This is a genomic window from Pseudomonas sp. TH39(2020) (assembly GCF_016650715.1).
GTDB classification, from domain to species: domain Bacteria; phylum Pseudomonadota; class Gammaproteobacteria; order Pseudomonadales; family Pseudomonadaceae; genus Aquipseudomonas; species Aquipseudomonas mandelii_C.
The window spans coordinates 2,302,996-2,325,331 of record NZ_JAEKFF010000006.1; the positions used below are offsets into that span (position 1 = coordinate 2,302,996).

General features: G+C 59.8%; 19 protein-coding genes. 6 read left to right on the plus strand and 13 right to left on the minus strand.

Annotation, left to right across the window (positions count from 1 at the left end; translation table 11 throughout):
- Positions 1–41: 41 nt before the first annotated feature.
- From JFU47_RS18210 to JFU47_RS18245, 8 genes are read right to left on the minus strand one after another with little or no spacing between them, the layout of a single operon-like run.
- Positions 42–1,586 carry an SUMF1/EgtB/PvdO family nonheme iron enzyme gene (locus JFU47_RS18210; protein WP_201184723.1) on the minus strand — a complete coding sequence of 515 codons (1,545 nt, stop codon included), beginning with the start codon at positions 1,584–1,586 and terminating at the stop codon, positions 42–44.
- Entirely contained in the window at positions 1,576–2,799 is a 1,224-nt protein-coding gene (locus JFU47_RS18215; protein WP_201184725.1) for an ABC transporter permease, read from the minus strand. Before JFU47_RS18215 ends, JFU47_RS18210 begins: the two co-directional genes overlap by 11 nt.
- Entirely contained in the window at positions 2,783–3,484 is a 702-nt protein-coding gene (locus JFU47_RS18220; protein ID WP_201184727.1) for an ABC transporter ATP-binding protein, read from the minus strand. The genes JFU47_RS18215 and JFU47_RS18220 overlap by 17 nt, the downstream gene beginning before the upstream one ends.
- Before the next feature lie 10 nt (positions 3,485–3,494).
- The gene (locus tag JFU47_RS18225) at positions 3,495–5,474 is read right to left on the minus strand and encodes a vWA domain-containing protein (RefSeq protein WP_446739641.1); all 1,980 of its coding nucleotides are present in this window, start codon (positions 5,472–5,474) and stop codon (positions 3,495–3,497) included.
- An 11-nt stretch (positions 5,475–5,485) separates the two neighbouring features.
- Complete coding sequence (locus JFU47_RS18230; RefSeq protein ID WP_201184729.1) at positions 5,486–6,523, minus strand: hypothetical protein; 1,038 nt, start codon at positions 6,521–6,523, stop codon at positions 5,486–5,488.
- Positions 6,524–6,526: 3 nt separating this feature from the next.
- Positions 6,527–9,241, minus strand: coding sequence for a putative virulence factor (locus JFU47_RS18235; RefSeq protein ID WP_201184731.1), 2,715 nt, complete (start codon positions 9,239–9,241; stop codon positions 6,527–6,529).
- Positions 9,238–12,303 (minus strand): virulence factor SrfB, encoded by a 3,066-nt coding sequence (locus JFU47_RS18240; RefSeq protein ID WP_201184732.1) that lies wholly within the window; start codon positions 12,301–12,303, stop codon positions 9,238–9,240. The genes JFU47_RS18235 and JFU47_RS18240 overlap by 4 nt, the downstream gene beginning before the upstream one ends.
- Before the next feature lie 17 nt (positions 12,304–12,320).
- Positions 12,321–13,694: an SrfA family protein gene (locus JFU47_RS18245; protein ID WP_201184734.1), complete on the minus strand. Its 1,374-nt coding sequence runs from the start codon at positions 13,692–13,694 to the stop codon at positions 12,321–12,323.
- 266 nt (positions 13,695–13,960) lie between these two features.
- Between JFU47_RS18245 and JFU47_RS18250 the strand changes: the two genes are divergently transcribed.
- Positions 13,961–15,172: an aldose 1-epimerase family protein gene (locus JFU47_RS18250; protein WP_201184736.1), complete on the plus strand. Its 1,212-nt coding sequence runs from the start codon at positions 13,961–13,963 to the stop codon at positions 15,170–15,172.
- Positions 15,173–15,248: 76 nt separating this feature from the next.
- Here JFU47_RS18250 and JFU47_RS18255 read toward each other — a convergent pair whose 3' ends face one another.
- From JFU47_RS18255 to JFU47_RS18265, 3 genes are all read right to left on the minus strand, one after another.
- A complete protein-coding gene (locus JFU47_RS18255) occupies positions 15,249–15,551 on the minus strand; it encodes a hypothetical protein (RefSeq protein WP_201184738.1) in 303 nt (100 codons plus the stop codon).
- 48 nt (positions 15,552–15,599) lie between these two features.
- Positions 15,600–17,093 carry a YifB family Mg chelatase-like AAA ATPase gene (locus JFU47_RS18260; RefSeq protein ID WP_201184740.1) on the minus strand — a complete coding sequence of 498 codons (1,494 nt, stop codon included), beginning with the start codon at positions 17,091–17,093 and terminating at the stop codon, positions 15,600–15,602.
- Positions 17,094–17,242: 149 nt separating this feature from the next.
- Entirely contained in the window at positions 17,243–17,437 is a 195-nt protein-coding gene (locus JFU47_RS18265; RefSeq protein WP_201184742.1) for a hypothetical protein, read from the minus strand.
- A gap of 249 nt (positions 17,438–17,686) precedes the next feature.
- Here JFU47_RS18265 and JFU47_RS18270 point away from each other — a divergent pair, with 249 nt between their 5' ends.
- Both JFU47_RS18270 and JFU47_RS18275 read left to right on the plus strand, forming a co-directional pair.
- The gene (locus JFU47_RS18270) at positions 17,687–17,965 is read left to right on the plus strand and encodes a type II toxin-antitoxin system RelE/ParE family toxin (RefSeq protein ID WP_201184744.1); all 279 of its coding nucleotides are present in this window, start codon (positions 17,687–17,689) and stop codon (positions 17,963–17,965) included.
- An 8-nt stretch (positions 17,966–17,973) separates the two neighbouring features.
- Positions 17,974–18,279, plus strand: coding sequence for a HigA family addiction module antitoxin (locus JFU47_RS18275; RefSeq protein WP_046045076.1), 306 nt, complete (start codon positions 17,974–17,976; stop codon positions 18,277–18,279).
- Between the two features lie 52 nt (positions 18,280–18,331).
- On the opposite strand, the gene JFU47_RS18280 is transcribed toward JFU47_RS18275, so the two are convergent.
- Positions 18,332–18,853, minus strand: a complete 522-nt coding sequence (locus JFU47_RS18280) for a BRO-N domain-containing protein (RefSeq protein ID WP_140675419.1) — start codon at positions 18,851–18,853, stop codon at positions 18,332–18,334.
- Positions 18,854–19,284: 431 nt separating this feature from the next.
- A complete protein-coding gene (locus tag JFU47_RS18285) occupies positions 19,285–19,545 on the minus strand; it encodes an accessory factor UbiK family protein (RefSeq protein WP_008076132.1) in 261 nt (86 codons plus the stop codon).
- A 418-nt stretch (positions 19,546–19,963) separates the two neighbouring features.
- Between JFU47_RS18285 and glnK the strand changes: the two genes are divergently transcribed.
- The 3 genes from glnK (at position 19,964) to JFU47_RS18300 (ending at position 22,315) form a co-directional block, all read left to right on the plus strand.
- Entirely contained in the window at positions 19,964–20,302 is a 339-nt protein-coding gene (glnK, locus tag JFU47_RS18290) for a P-II family nitrogen regulator (protein ID WP_002555808.1), read from the plus strand.
- A 35-nt stretch (positions 20,303–20,337) separates the two neighbouring features.
- Complete coding sequence (locus tag JFU47_RS18295; RefSeq protein ID WP_201184746.1) at positions 20,338–21,675, plus strand: ammonium transporter; 1,338 nt, start codon at positions 20,338–20,340, stop codon at positions 21,673–21,675.
- 214 nt (positions 21,676–21,889) lie between these two features.
- A complete protein-coding gene (locus tag JFU47_RS18300) occupies positions 21,890–22,315 on the plus strand; it encodes a secondary thiamine-phosphate synthase enzyme YjbQ (RefSeq protein WP_111448318.1) in 426 nt (141 codons plus the stop codon).
- Positions 22,316–22,336: the final 21 nt, after the last annotated feature.

Consider the following 22,336-nt stretch of genomic DNA (forward strand, 5'->3'; position numbering starts at 1 on the left):
ACTCCTCGGTGACGGTGTTGACGTGTTGTTATTAAGGTGAGTTATTGAGTAACGGTTTTGCAGCTGTTCAGCCAGGCTTCAGTGTCGATCTTCTGCTTTTGCAGGAACGCCTTCTGATTGGCCCAGTGGGTGCGCAAGTAAGGTTTGAGGTCTTGCAGCTGTTTGTTGCGGGTGATGATTTCTTCCATCACCGGGACTTGAGTTTCAAGCAATGGCTGGCCGTACAAGGTCGCCGATTCCACCAGGCTGCTGGCATAGTAACGGCTGAGTTTGTGCAGGCGATCCTTCTGCTCGTCGAGCTTGCCTTTGCGCATGTCGCAACTGGCGTCTTTGTCCGCGCTTTCACAGTTGAGCTTGTAGTTCTTTTGCAGGAAGTCCACGTACTGGCCGTCGTCGAGCATCTTGGTGCACAAGAATGCGCCCAGATTGAGGCTGGCGCGAATCGCCTGGTCGCGGGTTTCTTCCTGCTGCTGGTTGCTGGCGCGCAGCTGGTTCTCCAGGGCCTTGAGTTTTTCCTTGAGGGCTTTGTCTTCGACGCCCGAGGCCAGGCTGTTCAGGGATTGCACGGTGCCTTTGTCGGCGGATTCGACTTCCTTGCTGCCGGTGCCGAGTTTTTTCCAGCTGCTTTCGATGCTGGCGACCCGTTCGCGAGACGTCAGGGTCGGCGACACCATGACCAGGCGCAGGCCGGTGGTTTTGTTTTTCACCTGGCCGTCGGCGTTGTAATACGGCTCTTCCTTGCGCAACGCCGTGCGCAGGTCGGCCTGGGCGGTCAGGTAGTTGCCGCCACGGACCACATAGCCGCCGGCCTGACCGTGCTGGCGATCAAGTTTGTTCAGGCGAAACGGCTCGAACATCATTTCGTCGACGTTGCCGAGCATGTCGTGCAGACCCAGCGGGTTGGGCTTTTGCAGGCCGGATAACTGCACTTTGCCGTTGGACGATTGCGCCCCGGCGAACCACTCGTAGGCGTTGATGCCGTCCGGCATCGGGTAGTGTGTATCACGGAATTCCGCGGCACCGACTTCCAGCCCGCCGCGCGCGGCAAACTCCCACTCGACTTCAGTCGGCAGGCGCAGGAAACCCTGTGCGCCGTCTTCCTTGGGCAACTTGTCGGCGGCGTTTTTGCGCAGCCACAGGTTGTACTTGTCGGCGGCGTCGATGGCTTGTACCCAGCTCACTGCGGTTTGCGGCACGCGCATTTTGGTGGCGGCGGTGGGGCAGGTTGCTTCGGTCAGCGCAGCGTATTGCAACTGACTCATTTCGTACTTGGCCATCAGGTAGTAGCGGGACTTGTCGTTCTTGGCCCCGGTAAAACTGCCGGCGATAAAGGTCGGGCGGGTCTGTTCGACATAGCCATATTCCGCGCCGTCCTGACCAATATTGATCGGGTAATCGTCGAGCGGGCCGGCCACCGGAATAAACACCTTGCGAAACACCATCGAGCCTTCGCAAGGCATTGGCAACACCACGTCGGCGGCGTCCGGCATCGGGTTGTAAAACTTCTCCTCCCAGCCCGCCGCCGAGGCGTCGAGCAGGTAGCCGAGGCTCAGGGGCAACAGCAAGCCAAAACGTTTATAGCTCACGCAGACTCTCCGCAGGTTGGATGTTGATGGCTCGCAGGGCACCGATCACGGCCACCAATGCAGCGACCAAAAAAGTCAGGAGCAGGGCGGCAAGGCCATGCCAGACAGTGATGTGGCAAACGAAGGTGCCGGTGGCCTGGCTGCTGCCGAGCAAGTAGTCGAATAAATGACTGCCGACGGCATAAAACCCCAGCCCGCCGACATAGCCGGCCAGGCTCAGCACCAGCGCTTGCAGGACCACGAAACCGCCGACGGCCCGGCGCTTAAAACCCAGCAGACGCAAGACCGCCAGGCTTTTGCGCTTGCGGTCGATGTTGGCCAGAAATGCGCCGACCATCGACGCCACGCAGCCGATCAGTGCGGCCACGGCGATCACGCCGAAGATCAGCCCCAGCACATGGTTGATGGCTTTGACGTTGTCGATGTCGGCCAGCCGGCTTGAGGTTTCGATGTGTTGTTCGTTGAGCCAGCGCTCCAGCGGCGCGACCTGATCGATGTCGCGCGCATACACGCGGGCACGGGCATACAGCGGTTGCAGATCGCCCAGAGGCTTGCCGGTGATAACGCCGAACGCACTGACCTGATAACCGTCGCGAAAGCGCTCCAGATCCAGCAGCAGCGGCGGGGCGACAAACCCGGCCGCGCGGCCGAAGCGGGCGCCGTCGAGCACCGCCAGCACTGTCAGCGTCATTTCGCCGCGCTCGTTAACACCTTCCAGACGACGCAACGCCCTCAGCTGCACACTGTCGCCGACCTTGGCCTGCAAGCGCTGCGCGGCGCTGGCGCTGAGGATCACTTGATTGCCGACGGGGGTAAGCGACGCCAGGTCCAGTTGTGGGTCGCCCGGTTCCGTGGCAATGATTTCCGCGCCTTCGACAAACCGTTGCATGCCGATCAGCAGGTCAGCCTGGGTATTGAGCGAGCGCGTCTGGCCGAGGGCAAAACCGGTTTCGGGGCGCAGGCGCAAACGCTCGATCCAGGCCGTGTCGTAGTTGCCGTTGCTGAGCATCTTCACTTCAAGGTTGCGCGGGTCGCGCAGCAGTTCGTCCTGCAACTGGCTGACCACCCCGTGCTTGAGCCCGAACAGCAGCAACAACGGCGCAATCACCGCCACCAGGGACGCGGCGATGCACAGCGAGACCTTGCGGTCGTGCCAGAGGTCTTGCAGCGCCAGTGAGCCCAGCAGGCGCAAGCGATCAGTCCATCGGTTCAAACAGTGTCTCTCCCTGACGGCTGATGGCGCCGAGGCGCGGCAAGCCGAAATCTTTCAGCAAGGCCCAGTCATGGGACACAACGAGCGCGCTCAAACCCATGCTCGACACCAGGCTCAGCAGCAACTCGAACAAACGCCGGGCGCTGTGGGGGTCGAGCGCGGCGGTCGGCTCGTCGGCCAGCAGCAACAGCGGTTCATGGGCAATGGCGCGCACGCAGGCAACGCGCTGACGCTCGCCGATCGACAAGGCCTGGGGTTGTTTATCCAGCAACCCTTGCAGGCGCAACACGTCAACCGCATGGTCGATGTGCTCGCTCTTTGCCGGCATCCCGAGCAACCGGCGCGGCAGGCTGATGTTGTCGCGCACGCTCAGGAACGGCAGCAAGCCGCCGCTCTGCAAAATGAATCCCAAGTGCCGTGAACGCACCGCCGCGAGAGCCGGCTGGTCATCAGTGGCGAGCAATTGGGCAATGTCTTGAGCGTGCGCCGCGCCCAGGCGAAAGCGCTCGAGTTCAATCGGCGCGAGCAACAGGCCGATGGCTTCGAGCAACGTGCTTTTGCCGCTGCCGCTCTCGCCGGTGATGGCGAGGATTTCTCCGGCACCGACCTGCAAGTGCGGCAGTCGCACGTGATGAGCCTGTGCGCCTTCACCACGGCGCACCAGCAGGTTCTTGATATCGAGCATCGGCGTCTCGTTAAGGCATCATTTCCAGTGGCACGGGATACACGTTGTCCCGTGCATCACTGTCCTTGGCTAAAGCGACCCAACGGTCGACATCCGCGTTGTAACGCTGGTAATGCCGCAGTTTGGTGTTCAGCGTGCGGATGAATTTCTCTTGCGCCAGACCGTCCCAGCTCTTCCAGGTCTCTTCATCCAGGTTCAGCACTTCGCTCTGATAGGGCAGGTCTTCGAGGTACTCGCCGAGCACGCCCATGTCCGCCAGTTTGGCGTTGCCGTTCTGCTTCAGCTGATTGGGATCGGCGCCCATGGTCGCCGCCACCGAACGCAGGCGATTGAACATTTCCGTCGGTGAAATCAGGCCTTCGTTGGCCGCATCGAGAATCTGCTTCATCACATCGCTCAAGTCGCTGAGCTGGGATTTGGTCAGCAGCACCCGCACATCGGTGGTCGGGATGTTCTGCTTGATCAGGTCGCGGTCGGTGATCCACGCCTTGAACACCGGCGGGGCCTTGCTGTTGGTCTTCTCGCCGAGATAGGCCAGTTGCATGGCATGGCCGATCAGCGCCGCGTCCTCGAGCATTTTCTTCTCGGCCGGGTCCTGCTTGGCGTTCGCCGCACTGCCGATGGCGTCCTCGCCCATGTAGGCGGCTTTCACTTGTGTAGTGATCGCGGCGGCCAGTGCGTCGACCTTACGCCCGAATTCATGAATATCGCCAGCGTTCACCGGGTAATACAGCGAGGTGTTGGTGCCCGGGTAGGTCGACAGGTTCTGGTACTGCGCCTCGGCCTTGGCGTGGTCCTTGGCCCCGGCCGGGGTTTTCAAGTGCAGGGTGTAAATCGCCACGCCCGGATTGGCGGCTTCGATGCGCACCTGCGCGGCACTCAAACCGGTCTTCGACAGTTTGTCGTCACCTTCGATGGCGCCTGCGTCGGTGATCAACACCACGTAGCGCGCGCCGAACTGGCTCCAGTCGACCTTGTCGATGCTCTCCATGACGCCGGCAAACGAGTCTTCATCGAAGCTGCTGCTCGACACGGTGGCCTGTTTGAGGTCGGCGATCTTGGCGAAAAAGTCGGCGCTGTCTTTCACTTTGGTAGGGTCGGCGTACATCTTGGTGGTGTATTCCAGCCCCGGCACCGCCTGGGTGTTGGAGCGGAAGGCGACCATGCCGAACTTGACCTGCTTGCCGAGGTTCTGCGCTTCGATCCGCTGATAAACCTTGCGGATCGCCTCGCGGGTGCGGTCGATGTACGGGTCCATCGAGATCGTCGAGTCGATGACAAACACCACCGCCGCACTGAATTCCTTCAGTTGGTTGGCGTTTTTGTCCTCGGGCTCCTTGCCGCCGGCAGCGTTGTTGGCAGATCCGCCCTTGGCGTTCTTGTCATCTGGTTTGCTGACCGACGCGACATTGAGCAGGCGCGTGCGGAAACCGCCTTCGGTCATGACTTCTTCGCCGCTGAGCACCGGCAGCAGATAGAACTGCTTTTGCAGGTCGACGAAATATTCAGGCTCTTCAGCCAGCACACCCGGTGCTTGCTGGCCCTTTTTCAACTTGGCCCGCAGCGGCGCAACTTTGCTCACCGGGTCCGGTGCATCAAGGATGGCTTCGACAGTGGTGCGGTCCTTGAAGAACAGCAAGCGGTCGCGGTTGGCCGGGTTGGTGAAGGCCAGCGTCAGCTGCATTTTCCAGTCGGTGGTGCAACCGGCGGGCAACCAGCCAATGGTTTTACCGTAACTGTCGGGGCCGACTTTCAGCCATTCGGCGTTGTTCGCTTGGGCACGTTCGTACACGTAAAAGCGGCTGAACACAGGCTGTTCGTCACCTGCGGCGCCGCCCGCCGTCGGGCTGATCTTGCACCCTGGTGTGGTCAGCACGCGTTGGAACAGGGTCTTTTTACCGGCCTGGATCAGCGGTTTGTCATCGGCCTGGGACAGCGGGCTGATGCACAACGCCAACAGGGCGGCGCTGCTCAGCAGGAATCGACTCATAGGCGAGCGCATCACTTCTGCAACTCCTCGAAACGCTGCTTGGCTTCGGCGTTGTTCGGGTCCTGGGTGAGGATAGTTTCGTACCAATAGGCCGCAGTGGCGTTGTCTGCGACCGGGAAGCACTCGCTGGCTTTCAGGTATTTAGGGTCGTATTCACGGGCATAAGCGTTGGCGATCAGCGCGTCACCGGCCTGGGCACGGTTGGCGTACAGGCGCTGGGCGACACCGCAGTGTTTGCCGGCCTTGGCCTGGTTGATGATCTCCAGCAACTTGGCACTGTCGGGCGCAGCCTTGATGCAGGTCTGGACGAAGGTCAATTCGGGCAGGCTGTTCATGCTCTCGAGGGTGCAGGCTTGAGCGTCGGCGCCGGTCGGTGCGGCGGCAGCGGCTGTGGCCACCGGGGCAGGCGCCAGGGGGCGTTTGTAGAACCAGAATCCGCCGCCCGCGGCCAGCAGCAACAACACGACAATCAACAGGCCGATCAGGCCTTTGTTGCTTTTCTTCACCGGGGCGGGAGGCGGTGCGTAGTCGGGCTCGGTGGACACCGACTCCAACTCCACTTCGGGCTCGGCGGTGGACAGGACCAGTTCAGGCAGCTCCGGGATTTCCGGGATTTCCGGTGCCGGTGCCGGTGCACTCGGCGCCGTCAGTTCGGCGCCACCATACGTCGAGCGCGTCTGGCCGCCGGCCGCGGACGGCAACACGCCAACGCCTGGCCGAACCACGCCTTTGTCCGCATGGCCTTGGCTCTGTTCACGCAGTTCGATCTGGAATTGCGAGTTGGCGCTACCTTCCAGCAGCGGGTCGACCACGTCCGGGCCGACCTGTGCTTCCAGGCCTTCGCCGCTGGCCGTGACGTTGAAACGCGAGACCTTGAACCAGAATGGATTGTTGCTCCAGGCCTTGTGGTCCTGGAGGTAAAAACCGTCCTGGTTACGCTGAATGGAAAACTCCAGCTGTTCCTCGCCACCCTGCCACTTCTTCACAGTGAGGCGGGCCTGACCAGGCACATTGGGCTCTAACGCGAGCAGGTCGACACGAATTGGCATTGCTTATCTCGCTGTGAAGGCTGTGAGCACTTGGCCCAGCCGTTCGTTCTGTTCAGGGGTAATTTCACGTCCGGCACCATGGCCGGCATTGTCCTGCGTGAGGTAGGCCAGGCCCGAGAGCCAATCGCCGAGATACCGCTGCGCCTGATTGGCCGGTTGCGCGGGCAGCACGGGCACTTGTCCCGGGCCAACGTCGGTGTAGAACGAGAACAGCGGCGCCTTGGCACCGGCCCGACTGTTCGGACGCTCGCTCACCGGCTTCTGCAGGTAGCCGAACCACGACACGAAATCGCGCAACACCCGTTGCACTTCCAGTACCTGGCGCTCGACCAGTTGATCGCGCCGCGCGCCGCTTTGTGCACGCTTGAGTACTGCGCGGCTCAGTTGGCCCGGCAAGTCCTGGCGATAGCCGGCGGTGATCAATTCGTCGACCACCGCTTCCAGCAATGCTTTCTCCAGACCGAGCAGGTTGAGCAGGCTTTGCCGGGTGGTCAGTTCACGCAGGTGCGCGATCCAGGCCTTGAACGCTGCTTTGGCGAATCGGTGCTCGTTGCTTTGCAGCTCGGGCGCGGGGGTGCCGTTTTTGCTGCTGCTGACCGGTGCGTCAGGGCTCGTGTCGTCACCGAAATCGAAATCGAAACCGGCGTCGTTGCCATACAGGCTCTGACTCGGCGTCGGGGCGACCGGTTCATCGCTCACGGTTGGCTCGTCATCGGTTTCGTACACGCCGCTGAGGTACAGGTCGCGCACCTCTTCGCTCGGCATGTCGAGTTGATCGATCAACTCGCCGAGCACTGCCGGACGACGGCCCAGGCCGGTCAGAATCATCTGCGCCTGGGCTTTCTTCGCAGCGGCGGCACCGTCGCCGTCGGCGTGATACCAGGTGCTCAGGCCATGGGTGGTCAGGCCTTCGAGGCATTCGCTCAATTGCTCGCGGATGCGCTGCAGTTTGAATTCGATGTTGGCTACGCCAGTGAAGCTGCTGCTGAAGTGGCTGATGCCACCGTCATCGTTGCGCAGCATTTGTGCCCAGGCATTGGCCGGGTTCTTGATGTGTTTGCACACCAGGGCATTGCCGACGAAGCTGGTGCCCAGTGCGTCGACACGTTCCTGGTAGATGGCATTGAGGCCGGTTTCAGCGCCGCTCGCGTCTTGTTCGATGAACGCCGCGTCCATGCGCGGTTTGCGCACCAGGAAGGTGTTCTGAAACGGTGTGCCGGCCCAGTCGCTCATCCAGCTCAGGCTACCGAAGCGCTCCAGCATGGTCAGCTTGACCATGCCGTTCCAGCTCTCGTCGTACTGATCAGGTGTCAGGCTCAGGGAGTTGGTAATGCGCAGGTCGAGCATGGTCAGCGCCCAGATCAGACCGGTGTCGCGCTTGCTGCGAGCGGCCGAGTCGGCGCCCTGAGTCTTTTCGATCCAGCGGGTCAGCACCGGGCCTACGTCGTTGACGTCGCTCTGCTTGGTCGAACCGGTGCAGACCACCAGCGCATTCATTTCCTGGTTGTCGGTGTAGCGTTCGAACAGGTAGGCGACCTTGCCACGCAGGATCAGCTGGGAAACGGAGTTGTCCTTGGTGGCGGATTGCGGGTCGTTGGAGTCGGCGATCTCGTGCAGTTTCTTGCGCCCGCGATAACCGGGGAAATCCAGCAGGTCGACCTGATTGACGATGTCATCCAGCGGCGCTTCGATCAGGCGGAAGGTCATTTCGGCAGTCAACGCCGCCAGTTGCGCAACCGCAATCGCCTGACTGTTTTGCAGGCGATCGCCAACCAGTGGTCGAACGTCGATCGGCAAGTCCCGTGGGCTGCCGAAGCGTTCGAGAATGTCGACGTTCATGATGCTGTCGCGCTGGCTATAGGTGTCGTTTTCGAAACTCACCAAGGCCTTCAACGGTGCGAACACGGTCTCGGGCAGGCCCAGCTTGTGCAGCGCACCGGCCAGTTGCTGATACACCCGTGTCAGCTCGCTTTGCTCACCCCACAGGATCGAAAACAGCTCGGCCCGCTCCTGAAAATTCAGGCGTGGTGCCAGTTGTAAAGCCTTTGGCCAATACAGGTGCTCGAGTTTCTTCACCGAGTTGCGGAAGTTGTCGCGCAGGTAATCCCACAGCGACACCAGATCGTCGGCGTTGACGCCCGTTTGCAGCGGCCCGGTTTCGCGGCCTTCAAACGGTTTAAGTACGCGCTGGATACGCTCTTCGTCGATCTCGTAGGAAATGCGCTCAAGGTCGAAATCCTTGAACCAGGAGTTGGCGAGGATCTTCGCCAGCTCGATTTCCTTGAACAGCGTGAGTTCTACCGGAAAGTCATTGTCCTGACTTTCCGTTGCTCGACGGCTGAAGCGCGTCACCAGGCCGGTGGCTTCCTTGCCGCCACCCACCGGGTTGATGTGCTTGATGAAGTCCAGGCGCTGGCCACCGAAATCGGTTTCCAGTTTGCCGTTCTGACCCGCAGCGAGGGCCGAAATCAGGTAGGACTTGCCGGCCTGGGACAAACCGAAAAAGCCGATGGTCATCGGCGTGCAGGCCACGCGACCGAGGCTTTGAGCCAGGTTGCGGGCGCGGTGCAGGCGGATGTTCAGGTTGTCGGCTTCGCTGTCCAGGCGCGGGGCATTGCCGCGCGTCTGGCCAATCCAGTCCAGCGCCTGACCGGCGCCTTCATAAACAGCGGCCCAACTGGCAGAGAGCTGAGTTTGATCGGGGGTCAGATCATTCATTTGCGTTTCACACTTCCACTGTCGAGCCAGTACTTGGTCTCGCTCAGGCCGGCGTCGAGCATGGTGTTGAGTTCCAGCTCGAGGTCGCTGCGCGGGTTGAAGTTGACGTTGTTACAGTTGGATTCGATGTCGCGAACCGAGAGGCGGTCGCTGACCAGATCCTGCTTGCGCGTGTATTTGTCTGCCGGCTTGACCTCGAACCGCACCTTGAGCAGCGGCGCGCTGCCGTTTTCACCGATCGCCCGGGAGAACTTCTCCCGACCGGCCTTGGTGAACCGCAAGGTGTACAGCGGCGAAGCGGCCCAGCGATCAGCGGCCAACTGACGGAAACCGAGGCGCAGATCGCCGCGCATTTCCAGTTGCGGCGTGTCGGCGGCATCGCCAACGCCGATTTCCGGCAGCTTGATTTTGTAGTCTTCGGACTGGATGTCGCGGTACAGCACGTCGGCATCCTTGATCACGTTGTTCAGGTCGATTACGCCGATGTGCTTGACCGTCGAATACGGCTTGAGCGCCGAAGAGCGGAAGTAGAAGTTCGGCACGCTGTGATTGGCACACAACAGGCAGAGCATGGCACCCACCGACGCGGTGCTTTTCGGGTCGTCGATCCGGCCGTTCTTGTGGAACGGATACCAGCCGCCGGTGCGGTAGTTTTGCAGCGCCAGAATGCGCCCCGGTGGCAGTGGCAACACCTTGCGAATGAACGCCTGGATGCCGGGCAGGCGCGAAGGGCGGCCGGTCAGCAGCAGGACGTCGCACGGGTAATGCGCAACCACTTCACACAGCGCACCGAGAATCTTGGTGATGTTGATCTGGTCGTTGAGGAACGCGGCGTGAAGCTTCTGCAGGTCAAAGCTGATCGGCGCGGCATACAGGTCGAAACCGCTCTGGCCACCGACATCGCGGCGCACGGCGGCGTTGACGTAGTCGAGCACGGTCTGGCTGATCGCGTTGTCACCGAGCAACTGGTGATAGCTTTGTGGGGTGACTTCTTGCGGCACTTGCGGGTCGTAATGCTCGTACGCCTTGAGCAGCGCCAGGCCCAGCGGTGCGAACACCTGCAGGTTCAATTGCTGGCGCAGAATCATGTCCTGGGCGCTGACCGACTCATCGCCGCACAACCGAGACATCAGCGAATCCGGGGCTTTCACGCCGGCGTTCTGCAAGGCTTTTTCGAAGCTCGGCAGGATGAAGTCCTGAATCACGTCCAGCAGGATGTCATCGCCGGCGACTTTGAAACCATCGCGAAAACGCTGCTCGGGCACGATGTGCACGTTGCTGCCGCTGCCAGTGTTGCCGGCACGGTCGAGGCGATAGTCGGTGATCACCAGGTCGGTGGTGCCGCCGCCGATATCGATGGTGGCGAGGGTGATGCGTTCGCGGTCGGTCTTGTCGGGCCGGGCGATGGTGTCGAAAAACTCTTCGGGGTGACCGGCGAAGTTCTCATTGACCTCGGTGTACAGGTAGACCAACTGGCCGCAAGAGGCTTCGTCCCATTCCACGCGGATACTCGGGATCGGCGTGCGCGGGCTGATGGCCTGATCCTGGTGTGGATCCTCTTCGCCGGCATGCCAGCCGAGGCTCTTCCACACCAGGCCGATGGCTTGCAGCATGCGTTCGTTGAGGATGCTGCGCTCGGCCTGCGGCATGCCCGGCGGCACGGTCAGGGTGATGCTGTTGAGCTGGCGCGGCACGCGGGTGTGACCCTGGCGGGAACGCTGGGCCGGGCTGTTGATTTGTGAGAGCGCCTGGGCCAGCACTTCGGCGAGCATGAAGGTCATCAGCGAGCTGCGCGAGTAACGCGGCATGAACACCGGCAGACGATCGTCTTCTTCGAGGCTGTAAAGCGCCTCGCCGGTTTCATTGATCAGGTGCGAGAACGGCGCGGCCGTGGCGTACGGCTCGCTGTCGGTCTTGATGTACGAGCAGTTGAAACGCCAGCCGTGGCCGTAGGCGTTTTCGTCCCACAGATAACGTTTCGGGCTGGACAGGCCAGTGGAACCTTCGGTGCCGCGACGACGGCTGGCCAGACGGCTGGCCTCATTGCCGACGCGGGCAATCGTCGCCCATTGGAACGCATCGTGACGGCCGCTCTTGACCGAACAGTGGTCCTTGCCGAAGTACGCCTGGGCGAATTCCACACGGCTTTCGAACGGCAGATTGTAGGTGTGTTCCGGGGTGATCAGATCGCGCAGTTCCAGCACGTAGTTCTGTTTCAACCCGGAACCGGCCTGACCGTGGTTCTCGATCAGGATGCCGCACGTGCGCGAGTTGCCGACGTCCAGCACCAGGTCCACCGGAATCGGTTTGACCAGGCCATTGCTGTCGTTGGCGACTACTTTCAGCTCAGGGATTTCAACTTTCGCACGGGCCGTCGACTGCTGGGCGGCGGACGGCTTGCTCAATAGACTGAGCAAGTTGAGGTAGTGCGCCAAGTGATAGTTGGCGCGGATGTCGGTGTCCAGCTCTGCGCGCGAGCGGTGGGCATTGCCCTCGTTGAACACTTCCAACAGCCACTCGTTGACCCACGGTTGGGCCAGGAACCAGCGGGTTTCGCTGGCCTTCGTCGCCAGTTTGAAGGACACGCCGGAGCTGATGTCTTCTTCGTTGGGCGCCAGGTAAGCGGTGCCGTCACGCTTGGGCATCACGCGGCTATCGAAGGCCATCGTCAGGCGGTGGGTGTTGCCGTCAATGTCGGGTGTCGCCAGTTTCACCAGACGCATGCGCGACCAGTTGGTCGGACCTTCATCGAAGCGGTGCGGCGGCATGAAGCGGAAAAACGGGGTCGGCAGCCAGATACCGTCCAGCAACTCGACGCTGCTTTTCATGTCGACGCTGAACGCAGGTTTGGCTTTCTCGACCTTTTCCGGCTCCGGCTCGTAGAAAAAGAAGTCTTTCTCTTCGTTGTACGACAGGCGGCAGATCAGCCCGCTGATCATCGGTGCGAATTCGCCGGCCGGTTCCTTGCGAGGATCCAGGCGCAGGGCGAAATCCATGAACTGGATGCCGGTGTCGCTGACCAGCGTGACGGTGTCTTCGAATTGGGTGACTTCAGGCAACATGTCGGGTTATTCCGTTTTTATTCGGCCACGTGCCGCATGGACATGGGGAATTGTTCTTTGCCGTAACCGCCGGTGCAGTCTGCGACTGTGGTCGCCCCTTTGCGGCAGTTGACCTTTGGCATGTCGTAAGTGCTGCCATCGCCACATACGGCCTGGCCCTGACTGTCGATGGCCAGGCTGCCACCCTTCATAGTAGCGCTCACCGGCCCGCTGCATTTCGTGCCGTCGGCCTGGTGTACGGTGACTTCGCCTTTACCGTCCTTGAGCTGGTATTCCAGACGCAGGGGTTTGCCGGTTCGGCGATCCTGAATACCGGCACCGGCGCGGAACTGACCGTCGAGGAACTTGGCGGCACCATCGGCGGCGTCTGGCGGAATGCTCAGGGGAGGGCCGGGTTTTGCGGCGGCGGATTTTTCGGCCTCGGGCGATGTGATATCCGGCGGCGCAGTTTTGTTTTCGGGTGGCGCGGTTGGGTCTTCGGCTGCCGGGTCTTTGGCTGGGTCTTTGGCCAGGTCTGCCGGCGTTGCATCAGCCTCGTTGCCCTCGACCGCCGGCGCTTCCACGTCATGGGTTCCGGTCACAGCGGTGCCGGTTCCCGTGGTGGAGCCTACAACGGTGCCCGTCACAGGAACGCCATTGAGCGTCGTGGCATGGCCGGTCAGTTGTGGCTCTTCCAGTTGCCTTTCAACAGGTACGACGCCCTGGGGGAGCAGATCGACCGCCACCAGCGGAATCGGCACACAACCACGCAAGCCCAGTAATAGCCACAAAAGCAGCAGCAAGAACGGCAGCAGCAACAGCCACCACCAGCGCCGCCACCACGGACGAGCAATCACCGGCACGACGGGAGGCGCAACCACGGGCGCGGCTTCGACCACCGGTGGCAGCGTAAACGCGGGCGGAACTTGATAGAGGCAGTGCAGGGGATCGCGATTGCCGGTACCGGCATGCTCGAAGCCCCAAAAGGTCAGCACCGGTTTGCCTTGCACCAGGTAGACGAAGTTTTCGTCGGGGAAATGAATCACACGCTTGAGCAGCTTGCCGAACACGGCTTTGTCGCCTTGCTGCTGTTCAGCCGGATCAGTGCCCAGGAAACGCTGGCTCAACTCGTCGAGCGCGGTCTTCAGGGCTTCAAGCTGGCGGCGGGCAGGGGCACGTTCTTCTTCGGTCGCGCTGCTCCACGGGATCACATCGCCGTCGAGACCGCTGTACCAATCGATCTGGTTACCGAGTTCGTCGCTTTGAGGGATGGCCAGATGATCGACCATCTCGGGGTTCTTGCGGCGAATGGCTTCGCGCAATTGCAGGGCCGCCCGGTATACCGGTTGACCTGTCTCGCCCAGGGCAGTGAATGACCCGCTCTTACCGCTGCGTAATAGTGCCCCGCGCATTCAAACTCCATATGTTCCGCTGCGCAAAAATGACAGACAAAGGTGTCTGCTCTTGCTCCTGCAATTAGCTGGCGACCTTAATGTCATAATGATGTCGCCGTCAATCTGCCGGAGGTTCAAAACCGTATGAGACTAGCGTAAGCGTGCGGAGGTTGCATGAGGTCAATTTAAATTGGCTCGGGAAGGCTCGGGTGTACGCTTTTTAGGCTTGCTGAATCGTTTCACCAGCGCTATAAAAAACGCACAACTCCAAGAAAGGCTTCCCCATGACTCCGCTCAAATTCGTCGTTGCCTTTGGCGCGCTGTCCGCCTCCCACGCCATGGCCTGGGATTACGTTCTGCTCGACAGCGACAAGGCTGCCCAAAACTGGCAGGTCACCAGCCAGCAACTCGGTGTAAAAACCGACAAACCCTTCTCCGTGACCCTTCGTAACTTGCACGGCGGTCGACAGGAGGGCGTCAGCATCGTCGACATCGATAACGGCACAATGAAACTTTCGGTGGTCCCCACTCGTGGGATGAACGTTTTGCAGGCGTCGGTCGGTAATGTGCGTATGGGCTGGGACTCGCCCGTCAAGGACGTGGTCAATCCGTCCTTCATCGAACTCAACGGCCGCGGCGGGCTGGGCTGGCTTGAGGGCTTTAACGAACTGGTCGCCCGTTGCGGCTACGAGTGGGTCGGTCATCCCGGCATGGACAACGGTGAACTGCTGACCCTCCACGGCCGTGCCGCCAACATTCCGGCCAGCAAAGTCACTTTGCACATCGATGAAAAACCGCCTTACGCCATCAGCCTGCGCGGCGAGCTGAAAGAGCAGGCGTTCAAGAAAGTCGACTTCTCGGTGATAACGGAACTGGTCACCGAGCCCGGCAGCGCAGCATTCGCCCTCAACGACACCCTGACCAACAACGGCGACTATCCGAAGGAGTATCAGGCGCTGTATCACAGCAACTTCAGCACTCCATTCCTGGAAGAGGGCGCCCGGTTTGCTGCGCCGGTTAAACAGGTGTCGCCGTTCAACGACAAGGCCAAAGGGGATTTGCCAGACTGGCAGACCTACCGCGCGCCAACCAAGGATTACGACGAGACGGTTTACAATGTCGTGCCGTATGCCGACGCCAAGGGCGATACGCTGACCGTATTGCATAACAAGGCCGGCAGCCTCGGGGTTTCCGTGGGTTTCAATACTCAACAGTTGCCGGTGTTCTCCCTGTGGAAAAATACGGACACCCAAGGGCAGGGCTATGTCACGGGTCTTGAACCGGGAACGAGCTTTTCCTACAACCGTCGGTATCAGCGGCCACTGGGTTTGGTGCCGATGATTGGGGTGAAGGAGCAGAAGCAGTTTCAGATCAGGTACAGCTTGCTGGCGGATAAAGGGGCTGTGGATAAGGCCTTGAAGACGGTGAGTGATATTCAAGGTGGGCGGGAGACTGAAGTGCGGCAGATTCCATTGGTGGATTTGACCAAGGAGTAAGCCGCGTCTCTCTATCGATCGACAAATGCTAGGTGAGCAGTGATCTCGCATGTGGTGTTCACTGCTCATTGAAGGGTCAAAAGGGAAGTTTCATTTTTGAGGCTTGTGCGGCATCAAACAACCGCCGGATGAAATCGAAGTCACTCCAGGTTTGATTGGTATAAAACCGGTACTCCTTGTCTTCGATATCATCGAAGTAATAGATGACGTACTCCGCATATTTTTCATCAGCGTTGAAGTTGTAGCGTAGTGAAAGGGAAAAGCCTGTTTCTGTTAGTTTTACGAAGGAGTTGTTGTCGTCATAACTCCAGGAGAACTCGCCTTGTTCCGTCTTTTCGGTCAACGTTTTTACGAAGTTCAGAAATCTAGGCGGTAACATATTGTCGCCTTCTGGCCGGGTTAACCTTCAAAATTCTCTTTGACCTTGTCACGCTGAGGCAGGCCGATATTGCAACGCTTCCGCCAAATGTTCGCGGGTGATCCCATCGACTTGTTCAAGGTCAGCCAAGGTGCGCGCGACTTTGAGCAGGCGGTGGGCCGCTCGCAGCGACAAGGTCAATCGCTCACACGCCGTTTCCAGCCAGGTCTCATCGGTTGTGGATAACTTGCAGTGTTGGCGCAGGCCCGGCAGATCAAGGAAAGCATTCGCGCAGCCCTGGCGTTTATGTTGTCGTTCTCGTGCGTCGGCGACCAGTACTGCGGCGGTGGCAGTGTCGTCACCGGGTTTGCGCGCAGGGTTCAACGCCGTGGCTTCCCGGGCGACGGTCAGGTGCAGGTCGATTCGGTCCAGCAACGGCCCCGACAGCTTGTTGCGGTAGCGCTGGACCATGTCCGGCGTACAACTGCATTTGCCACTCGGTTCGCCAAGATACCCACAGGGGCACGGGTTCATCGCGGCCACCAACTGAAAGCGGGCCGGAAACCTCACTCGATCCTTGGCGCGGGAAATCACGATGTGGCCGGACTCCAGGGGCTCCCTTAAGACTTCCAACACCTTGCGATCGAATTCCGGGAGTTCATCGAGGAACAGAACGCCATGGTGGGCGAGGGTAATTTCGCCGGGCTGCGGTTTCGAGCCGCCGCCCACCAATGCCGCCCCGGAAGCGGAGTGATGGGGCTGGCGGAATGGTCTTTGCGGCCAGTGGCTCAAGGGCATGCAACTGGTGACGGATTGAATGGCTGCGACTTCCAGCGCCTCGTTTTCGGCCAAAGGAGGAAGCAGCCCTGGCAAACGACTCGCCAACAGCGTTTTCCCGGTCCCGGGTGGTCCGCTGAACAAAAGGTTATGAGCGCCCGCCGCCGCAATCAGCAATGCGCGTTTGGCCGAAAGTTGGCCCTGCACTTCATTCAAGTCCGGATAGGGCTTGCTGGCGTAAAGCAACCCGTTGGAAACGTAGGGCTCCACCGGCGTATGTCCGTTGAAGTGCGCAACGGCTTCCAGCAGGTGATCCACGGCAAACACCTTCAACCCCGACGCCAGGCACGCCTCCTCGGCATTCGCCCGCGGCACCATCAGCGAACGCCCGGCCTTGCGTGCTGCTAGCGCAGCTGGCAATACGCCTCTCACCGCACGTACCGCGCCTGACAGCGCCAATTCTCCGAGGCATTCAATGTCATCCAGCGTCAAAGTCGGCACCTGGACGCTGGCGGACAGAATCCCCAGGGCAATCGCCAAATCGAATCGTCCGCCGTCCTTCGGTAGGTCAGCGGGAGCGAGATTCAAGGTGATACGCCGCGCCGGGAATTGCAGCCCTGAATTGATGATCGCGCTACGCACCCGGTCCTTGCTTTCCTTCACGGCCGCTTCGGGCAAACCGACCATCGTCAGCGATGGCAAGCCATTGGCCAGATGGACTTCGACGGTAACGGCGGGCGCATCCACGCCTATCTGGGCGCGACTGTGGACGATGGAAAGGGACATGGTCGTTCCTTGAGCTGACGAGGACCGCTTCCTGCGGTTTTTGAAGGGTAGTCGGGAGGTGGTGATTTCGCGTGTCGATGGAGGCGCCAAACTTTCGCAGGATGTTGCGAGTGCTGATGAGCTAATTCGGAGGCGAAAAAAAACGCGAGTCAGACGGTTTCTTTGGGGAGCTTAGTCAGGCTCGTGCCTGCAAGCCAGCCACTCGGCTCAAGTTCTTTGCCGTGAGCAACGGCGACATCGAAAAAGCGGCGTTGATTCGCCGATACGTTCCCGGCTAACCGGAGCGCCTCAGCATGATGTTCAGCGACCAAGAGCAGTTTGGCTTTTCGTTTTCTGGGTTTCATAGCGACCTCTTTTGGATTTGAAGACTGCTTTTTAGGTCTGTCAGCTTAAGAGGTGAGCGTGGTTGGGGCGCAATAAGAATTGGCACTTATTTTTGTAGGATTCGGCTTGAATTCAAAGGCCTTCTGAAGGACGTAGGTAGTCTATTTCCTAAAGTTTTGAAAGGAGGGCCCAAACTGGAAGCGGTGGGTTGGAATTCATGAGTTCAGCTTCTACACTCAAGATTAATGCATAACGTTAAGCTTTAAATTATGATCGTTAGCTTTAAGTGTTCTGAGACCGAGTACCTGTTTCGCAACGGTAAGACCCGTATGTGGTCAGCCATTCTGAGTGTCGTGGAACGAAAGCTGACGATGCTTGGTGCTGCTGCCGTACTGATTGACCTTCGATCACCACCGGGTAATCGCTTGGAAGCGTTGGAGGGGGATCGAAGAGGTCAACACAGCATCCGCATCAACGCTCAATGGCGAATTTGTTTTGTTTGGGGCCCTAACGGACCAGAGAACGTCGAAATCGTCGATTATCACTGAGGTGAGTAATGACTAAGAATGGTATGCGCCCGGTGCACCCTGGCGAGATCCTGAAAGAGGAATACCTGGAGCCTCTGAGCCTTACGGCTGCTGCTCTGGCCAGAGCGTTGCGCGTTTCGACCCCCACGGTGAACGACATCGTGCTTCAGCGTCGGGGCGTCAGTGCTGATATGGCTCTCAGGCTTTCTATTTGTCTGGATACGACCCCCGAGTTTTGGCTGAACCTGCAATCGACTTACGATTTGCGTAAAGCTGAGATTGAACGAGGGGCTGCGATCCGGGATCAGGTTGAGCGTCTTTCGCACTGCGCCTGATCCTCTGCTCCTGAACGAACCCCACGTTACAAACGTGGGGTTTTTTTGTCGTTTAGAATGCTAGGAGTATTCGGGAAGCACGCTTCCACCACGGTGCATTGATCGAGCGCTGCGGCCGTTCACTATCCGCCAGCATGTGCGGAACATCCTGCAAGCGAATCCACGGTTGGTTATTCCAGTGCAGCAAATTCAACGACATCTCGGGCCAGTTCAGCAGGCTCAGGATCGGGCGTTCGGTTGAGGTGGGTTGCTGGGCGTCTCTGAGGGAGGGGACTACGTCGTGGGTTAGCCATTCGCGCAGGGCCCGGTATTCGGGGCAGTAGTGGTAGACCAGCAGTGCGTAAACGCCGGATTCGCTGATCATCAGGGTGTTTTCGATGCTGCCGTGGATGGGCATTCGTAAAGTTTGGTGTTGGTCGGGATCGAGTTTGCGGACGGCGCGTTCGTCGAGGAACAGGCGAAGCAATCGGCCCAGGTCTCGGGCGCAGAACCACGCTTGGTTTTCCAACAGTAGAGCGTGGAGGTGGAGTTTGTGGCGGGTGAAGATGTGTGGCGTCAGATAGTTTTCATCCATGGTGCAGTTCTCGGGGTCGAGTGGAGAGAAACTGCCTCTGATCGTCGCCAAACGAAAAGGGTGGCAGCTGTGCGTGGGTTGGCGAACCGGCGACGCCCGAATTCCGGCAGACCCGAAGGTCTCCCACGCACAGCCGCCATAAATCGAGACGGGAATTTCCCTGTCCGAATGTGTCGTGCCGCATCGGGGTATCCAGGTCGCCAAACCCAGTGCTGAACATTCAGCATTGGGTGAGCTTAGGAACCGGGGCTTTGTGGCGCAATCGGACGGCGGTGTGATCTTTGTAGGACGTTGCCGAGATGGTGGCGGGGCTGAAGATCAAAAGATCGCAGCCTTCGGCAGCTCCTACAGGGGTGGTCTGTTCAGTGTGGGATGGCTGGAGACCGAGGTGACTCTATTCGCGAGCAGGCTCGCTCCCACAGGGGACCGCATTATTCCGCAGGTGGATTGAGCTTCGCTTCCAGCTCCGCCACCTTCGCCTCAAGGCTCTCCAACCGTGCACGCGTCCGTGCGAGCACAACCATCTGGCTATCAAACTCTTCCCGGCTCACCAGATCCAGCTTGCTGAAGCCGCTCTGCAACAGAGCCTTGAACTGGCTTTCGATTTCGCTTTTCGGCAGCGGGGTGTCGCCGCTGAAGAGGCGGGAGGCAGTGCCGCTCAGGGCATCGAGGAAGTCTTTGGGTGCGAGCATGGGAAATGTCCTGTCAACAATGGCGGGCAGTGTATCACGCAGTGTCTATAGTCAATCTCGCAGTCAGGGGTGCACGCTTTTCGCGCATGGGGACGGACGGCCGCGCACTGTTGTTGTGCGTATCCGTCAGGTCATTTGCGCGAAGCCGCTTGCAACAGCGGCCAAAAGCTTGAAATCAGTGGGTTTCGGCGAGATGGCAAGCTTTCTGCTTAGTCGGTACTGACCCATGCACTGATGCAGTCACTGTGACGAATGCAGTGCGCCAAGCGGAACGGGGGAAGTGTTTCGTGCGGAGTGGTTAGCAGGCGTCGGACGGGCAGGTAAGGCCGACGATGCGTTACAAAGCCAGGCACTGCGCTTAGACTTGAGTCGGGTTTGTTTTCCTGGGGCAAGTCCACCAATTCGGGAGAGAGTTTTCATGAAGCTAGTCACTGCCATCATCAAGCCGTTCAAACTGGACGACGTACGCGAGTCGCTGTCCGAGATCGGCGTGCAGGGCATTACCGTTACTGAAGTCAAAGGCTTCGGTCGGCAGAAGGGTCACACCGAGCTGTATCGCGGCGCGGAATACGTGGTCGATTTCCTGCCAAAGGTGAAGATCGATGTCGCCATTGACGACAAGGATCTTGACCGGGTTATCGAGGCGATAACCAAGGCTGCCAACACCGGCAAGATCGGTGACGGCAAGATCTTCGTGGTCAATCTGGAACAGGCGATTCGCATCCGTACCGGCGAAACCGATACCGACGCAATCTAAGCCGCCACAAACCCAACGCCCCAGGAGAAAACAATATGACTCTGCGTAAATTCGCAGGGCTAGGAGCCCTGTTGTCCCTCGTAATGCCCGGCCTGGCTATGGCGGCAGACGAAGTGGCGGCCCCAGTCCTCAATTCCGGCGACACTGCCTGGATGATGACCTCGACAGCCCTCGTGCTGTTCATGACCATTCCCGGCCTCGCGCTGTTCTACGGCGGCATGGTTCGCTCCAAAAACATTCTTTCCGTGATGATGCAGTGCTTTGCCATTACCGGTCTGATCAGCATCCTGTGGGTCATTTATGGCTACAGCATCGCGTTCGACACCACCGGCATGGAACAAGGCGTCATCAACTTCAACTCGTTCTTCGGTGGCATGGGCAAGGCATTCCTCGCCGGTGTCACGCCAGCGAGCCTGACCGGCCCTGCGGCGCTGTTCCCTGAAGCGGTGTTCGTCACCTTCCAGATGACGTTCGCCATCATCACCCCTGCGCTGATCGTCGGTGCCTTCGCCGAGCGGATGAAGTTCTCCGCCATGCTGATCTTCATGGGCGTCTGGTTTACCCTGGTTTACGCACCGATCGCGCACATGGTCTGGTCCGGTAACGGCGGCCTGTTGTGGGACTGGGGCGTGCTGGACTTCGCCGGCGGCACCGTGGTGCACATCAACGCCGGTGTGGCCGGTCTGATTGCCTGCCTGGTACTGGGCAAGCGCAAAGGCTTCCCGACTACCCCGATGGCGCCGCACAACCTCGGTTACACCCTGATGGGCGCTGCCATGCTGTGGGTTGGCTGGTTCGGCTTCAACGCCGGTTCCGCTGCTGCGGCCAACGGCACTGCCGGTATGGCGATGTTGGTGACCCAGATCGCAACCGCCGCCGCTGCACTGGGCTGGATGTTCGCCGAGTGGATCACGCACGGCAAACCAAGTGCTCTGGGTATCGCTTCAGGTGTTGTGGCCGGTCTGGTTGCAATCACGCCAGCCGCTGGCACCGTGGGCCCGATGGGCGCTCTGGTCATCGGTCTGGCCGCCGGCGTGGTGTGCTTCTTCTGCGCCACCACCCTGAAACGCAAACTCGGCTATGACGACTCCCTGGATGCCTTCGGCGTACACGGTATCGGCGGTATCCTCGGCGCGATCCTGACCGGTGTCTTCGCTGCACCGTCGCTGGGAGGTTTCGGCACCGTCACCGACATCGCCGCACAAGTCTGGATTCAGTGCAAAGGCGTGGGCTTCACGGTGATCTACACCGCGATCGTCACCTTCATCATCCTCAAGGTCCTGGACGCTGTCATGGGCCTGCGTATCTCTGAGGAAGAAGAGGCCGTCGGCATCGATCTGGCACTTCACAACGAACGCGGCTACAACTTGTAAGTACGCGCACAAAAAACTTGCCCGGCTTGCCGGGCATTTTTTTGTCTGGAGTTTGTCAGTGAAGTAACTGCTGAAAGGTTTTTTCGTACACGTTTAGTGGCGTTTACGACGGGCGTTTTTCTGCGGCCAATGGCTTACATGATAGAAGGAATATTAGGGCCTTTGTTTTTTCCCAGAGCGCGCTAGAATGCGCCCCGAACGTGCGGAGAACTGTATGTGGCAACAGACTCTGATTACTCTGCGGGCGAGGCCCCGGGGCTTTCATCTGGTAACGGACGAGTTACTCGCCGGCCTGCCTGAACTCAAGGCATGTCGGGTCGGTCTGTTGCATTTGTGGCTGCAGCATACCTCGGCGTCGTTGACCATCAACGAGAACGCCGATCCGGCGGTACGTCGCGACTTCGAACGATTTTTCAATCGTCTGATCCCACAAGGAGCAGACGGCTATGAGCATAACGACGAAGGCCTGGACGACCTCCCGGCGCACTTCAAGGCCAGCGTACTTGGCTGTCAGCTCAGTTTGCCGATTTCGGCAGGCCGACTGGCGCTGGGGACCTGGCAAGGCGTTTATCTGGGCGAGCACCGTGATTTTGGCGGTGCCCGTAAAGTCCTCGCCACCGTGCATGGTGAAGAGGCGTAAACCGCTGGTTACCAGCGTTTG

Coding starts and splice junctions, on each gene's coding strand:
- JFU47_RS18220 (WP_201184727.1), bottom strand. CDS start 3,484: ATGCTCGATATCAAGAACCTGCTGGTGCGCCGTGGTGAAGGCGCACAG.
- JFU47_RS18225 (WP_446739641.1), bottom strand. CDS start 5,474: ATGAGTCGATTCCTGCTGAGCAGCGCCGCCCTGTTGGCGTTGTGCATC.
- JFU47_RS18230 (WP_201184729.1), bottom strand. CDS start 6,523: ATGCCAATTCGTGTCGACCTGCTCGCGTTAGAGCCCAATGTGCCTGGT.
- JFU47_RS18235 (WP_201184731.1), bottom strand. CDS start 9,241: ATGAATGATCTGACCCCCGATCAAACTCAGCTCTCTGCCAGTTGGGCC.
- JFU47_RS18240 (WP_201184732.1), bottom strand. CDS start 12,303: ATGTTGCCTGAAGTCACCCAATTCGAAGACACCGTCACGCTGGTCAGC.
- JFU47_RS18245 (WP_201184734.1), bottom strand. CDS start 13,694: ATGCGCGGGGCACTATTACGCAGCGGTAAGAGCGGGTCATTCACTGCC.
- JFU47_RS18250 (WP_201184736.1), top strand. CDS start 13,961: ATGACTCCGCTCAAATTCGTCGTTGCCTTTGGCGCGCTGTCCGCCTCC.
- JFU47_RS18255 (WP_201184738.1), bottom strand. CDS start 15,551: ATGTTACCGCCTAGATTTCTGAACTTCGTAAAAACGTTGACCGAAAAG.
- JFU47_RS18260 (WP_201184740.1), bottom strand. CDS start 17,093: ATGTCCCTTTCCATCGTCCACAGTCGCGCCCAGATAGGCGTGGATGCG.
- JFU47_RS18265 (WP_201184742.1), bottom strand. CDS start 17,437: ATGAAACCCAGAAAACGAAAAGCCAAACTGCTCTTGGTCGCTGAACAT.
- JFU47_RS18270 (WP_201184744.1), top strand. CDS start 17,687: ATGATCGTTAGCTTTAAGTGTTCTGAGACCGAGTACCTGTTTCGCAAC.
- JFU47_RS18275 (WP_046045076.1), top strand. CDS start 17,974: ATGACTAAGAATGGTATGCGCCCGGTGCACCCTGGCGAGATCCTGAAA.
- JFU47_RS18280 (WP_140675419.1), bottom strand. CDS start 18,853: ATGGATGAAAACTATCTGACGCCACACATCTTCACCCGCCACAAACTC.
- JFU47_RS18285 (WP_008076132.1), bottom strand. CDS start 19,545: ATGCTCGCACCCAAAGACTTCCTCGATGCCCTGAGCGGCACTGCCTCC.
- glnK (WP_002555808.1), top strand. CDS start 19,964: ATGAAGCTAGTCACTGCCATCATCAAGCCGTTCAAACTGGACGACGTA.
- JFU47_RS18295 (WP_201184746.1), top strand. CDS start 20,338: ATGACTCTGCGTAAATTCGCAGGGCTAGGAGCCCTGTTGTCCCTCGTA.
- JFU47_RS18300 (WP_111448318.1), top strand. CDS start 21,890: ATGTGGCAACAGACTCTGATTACTCTGCGGGCGAGGCCCCGGGGCTTT.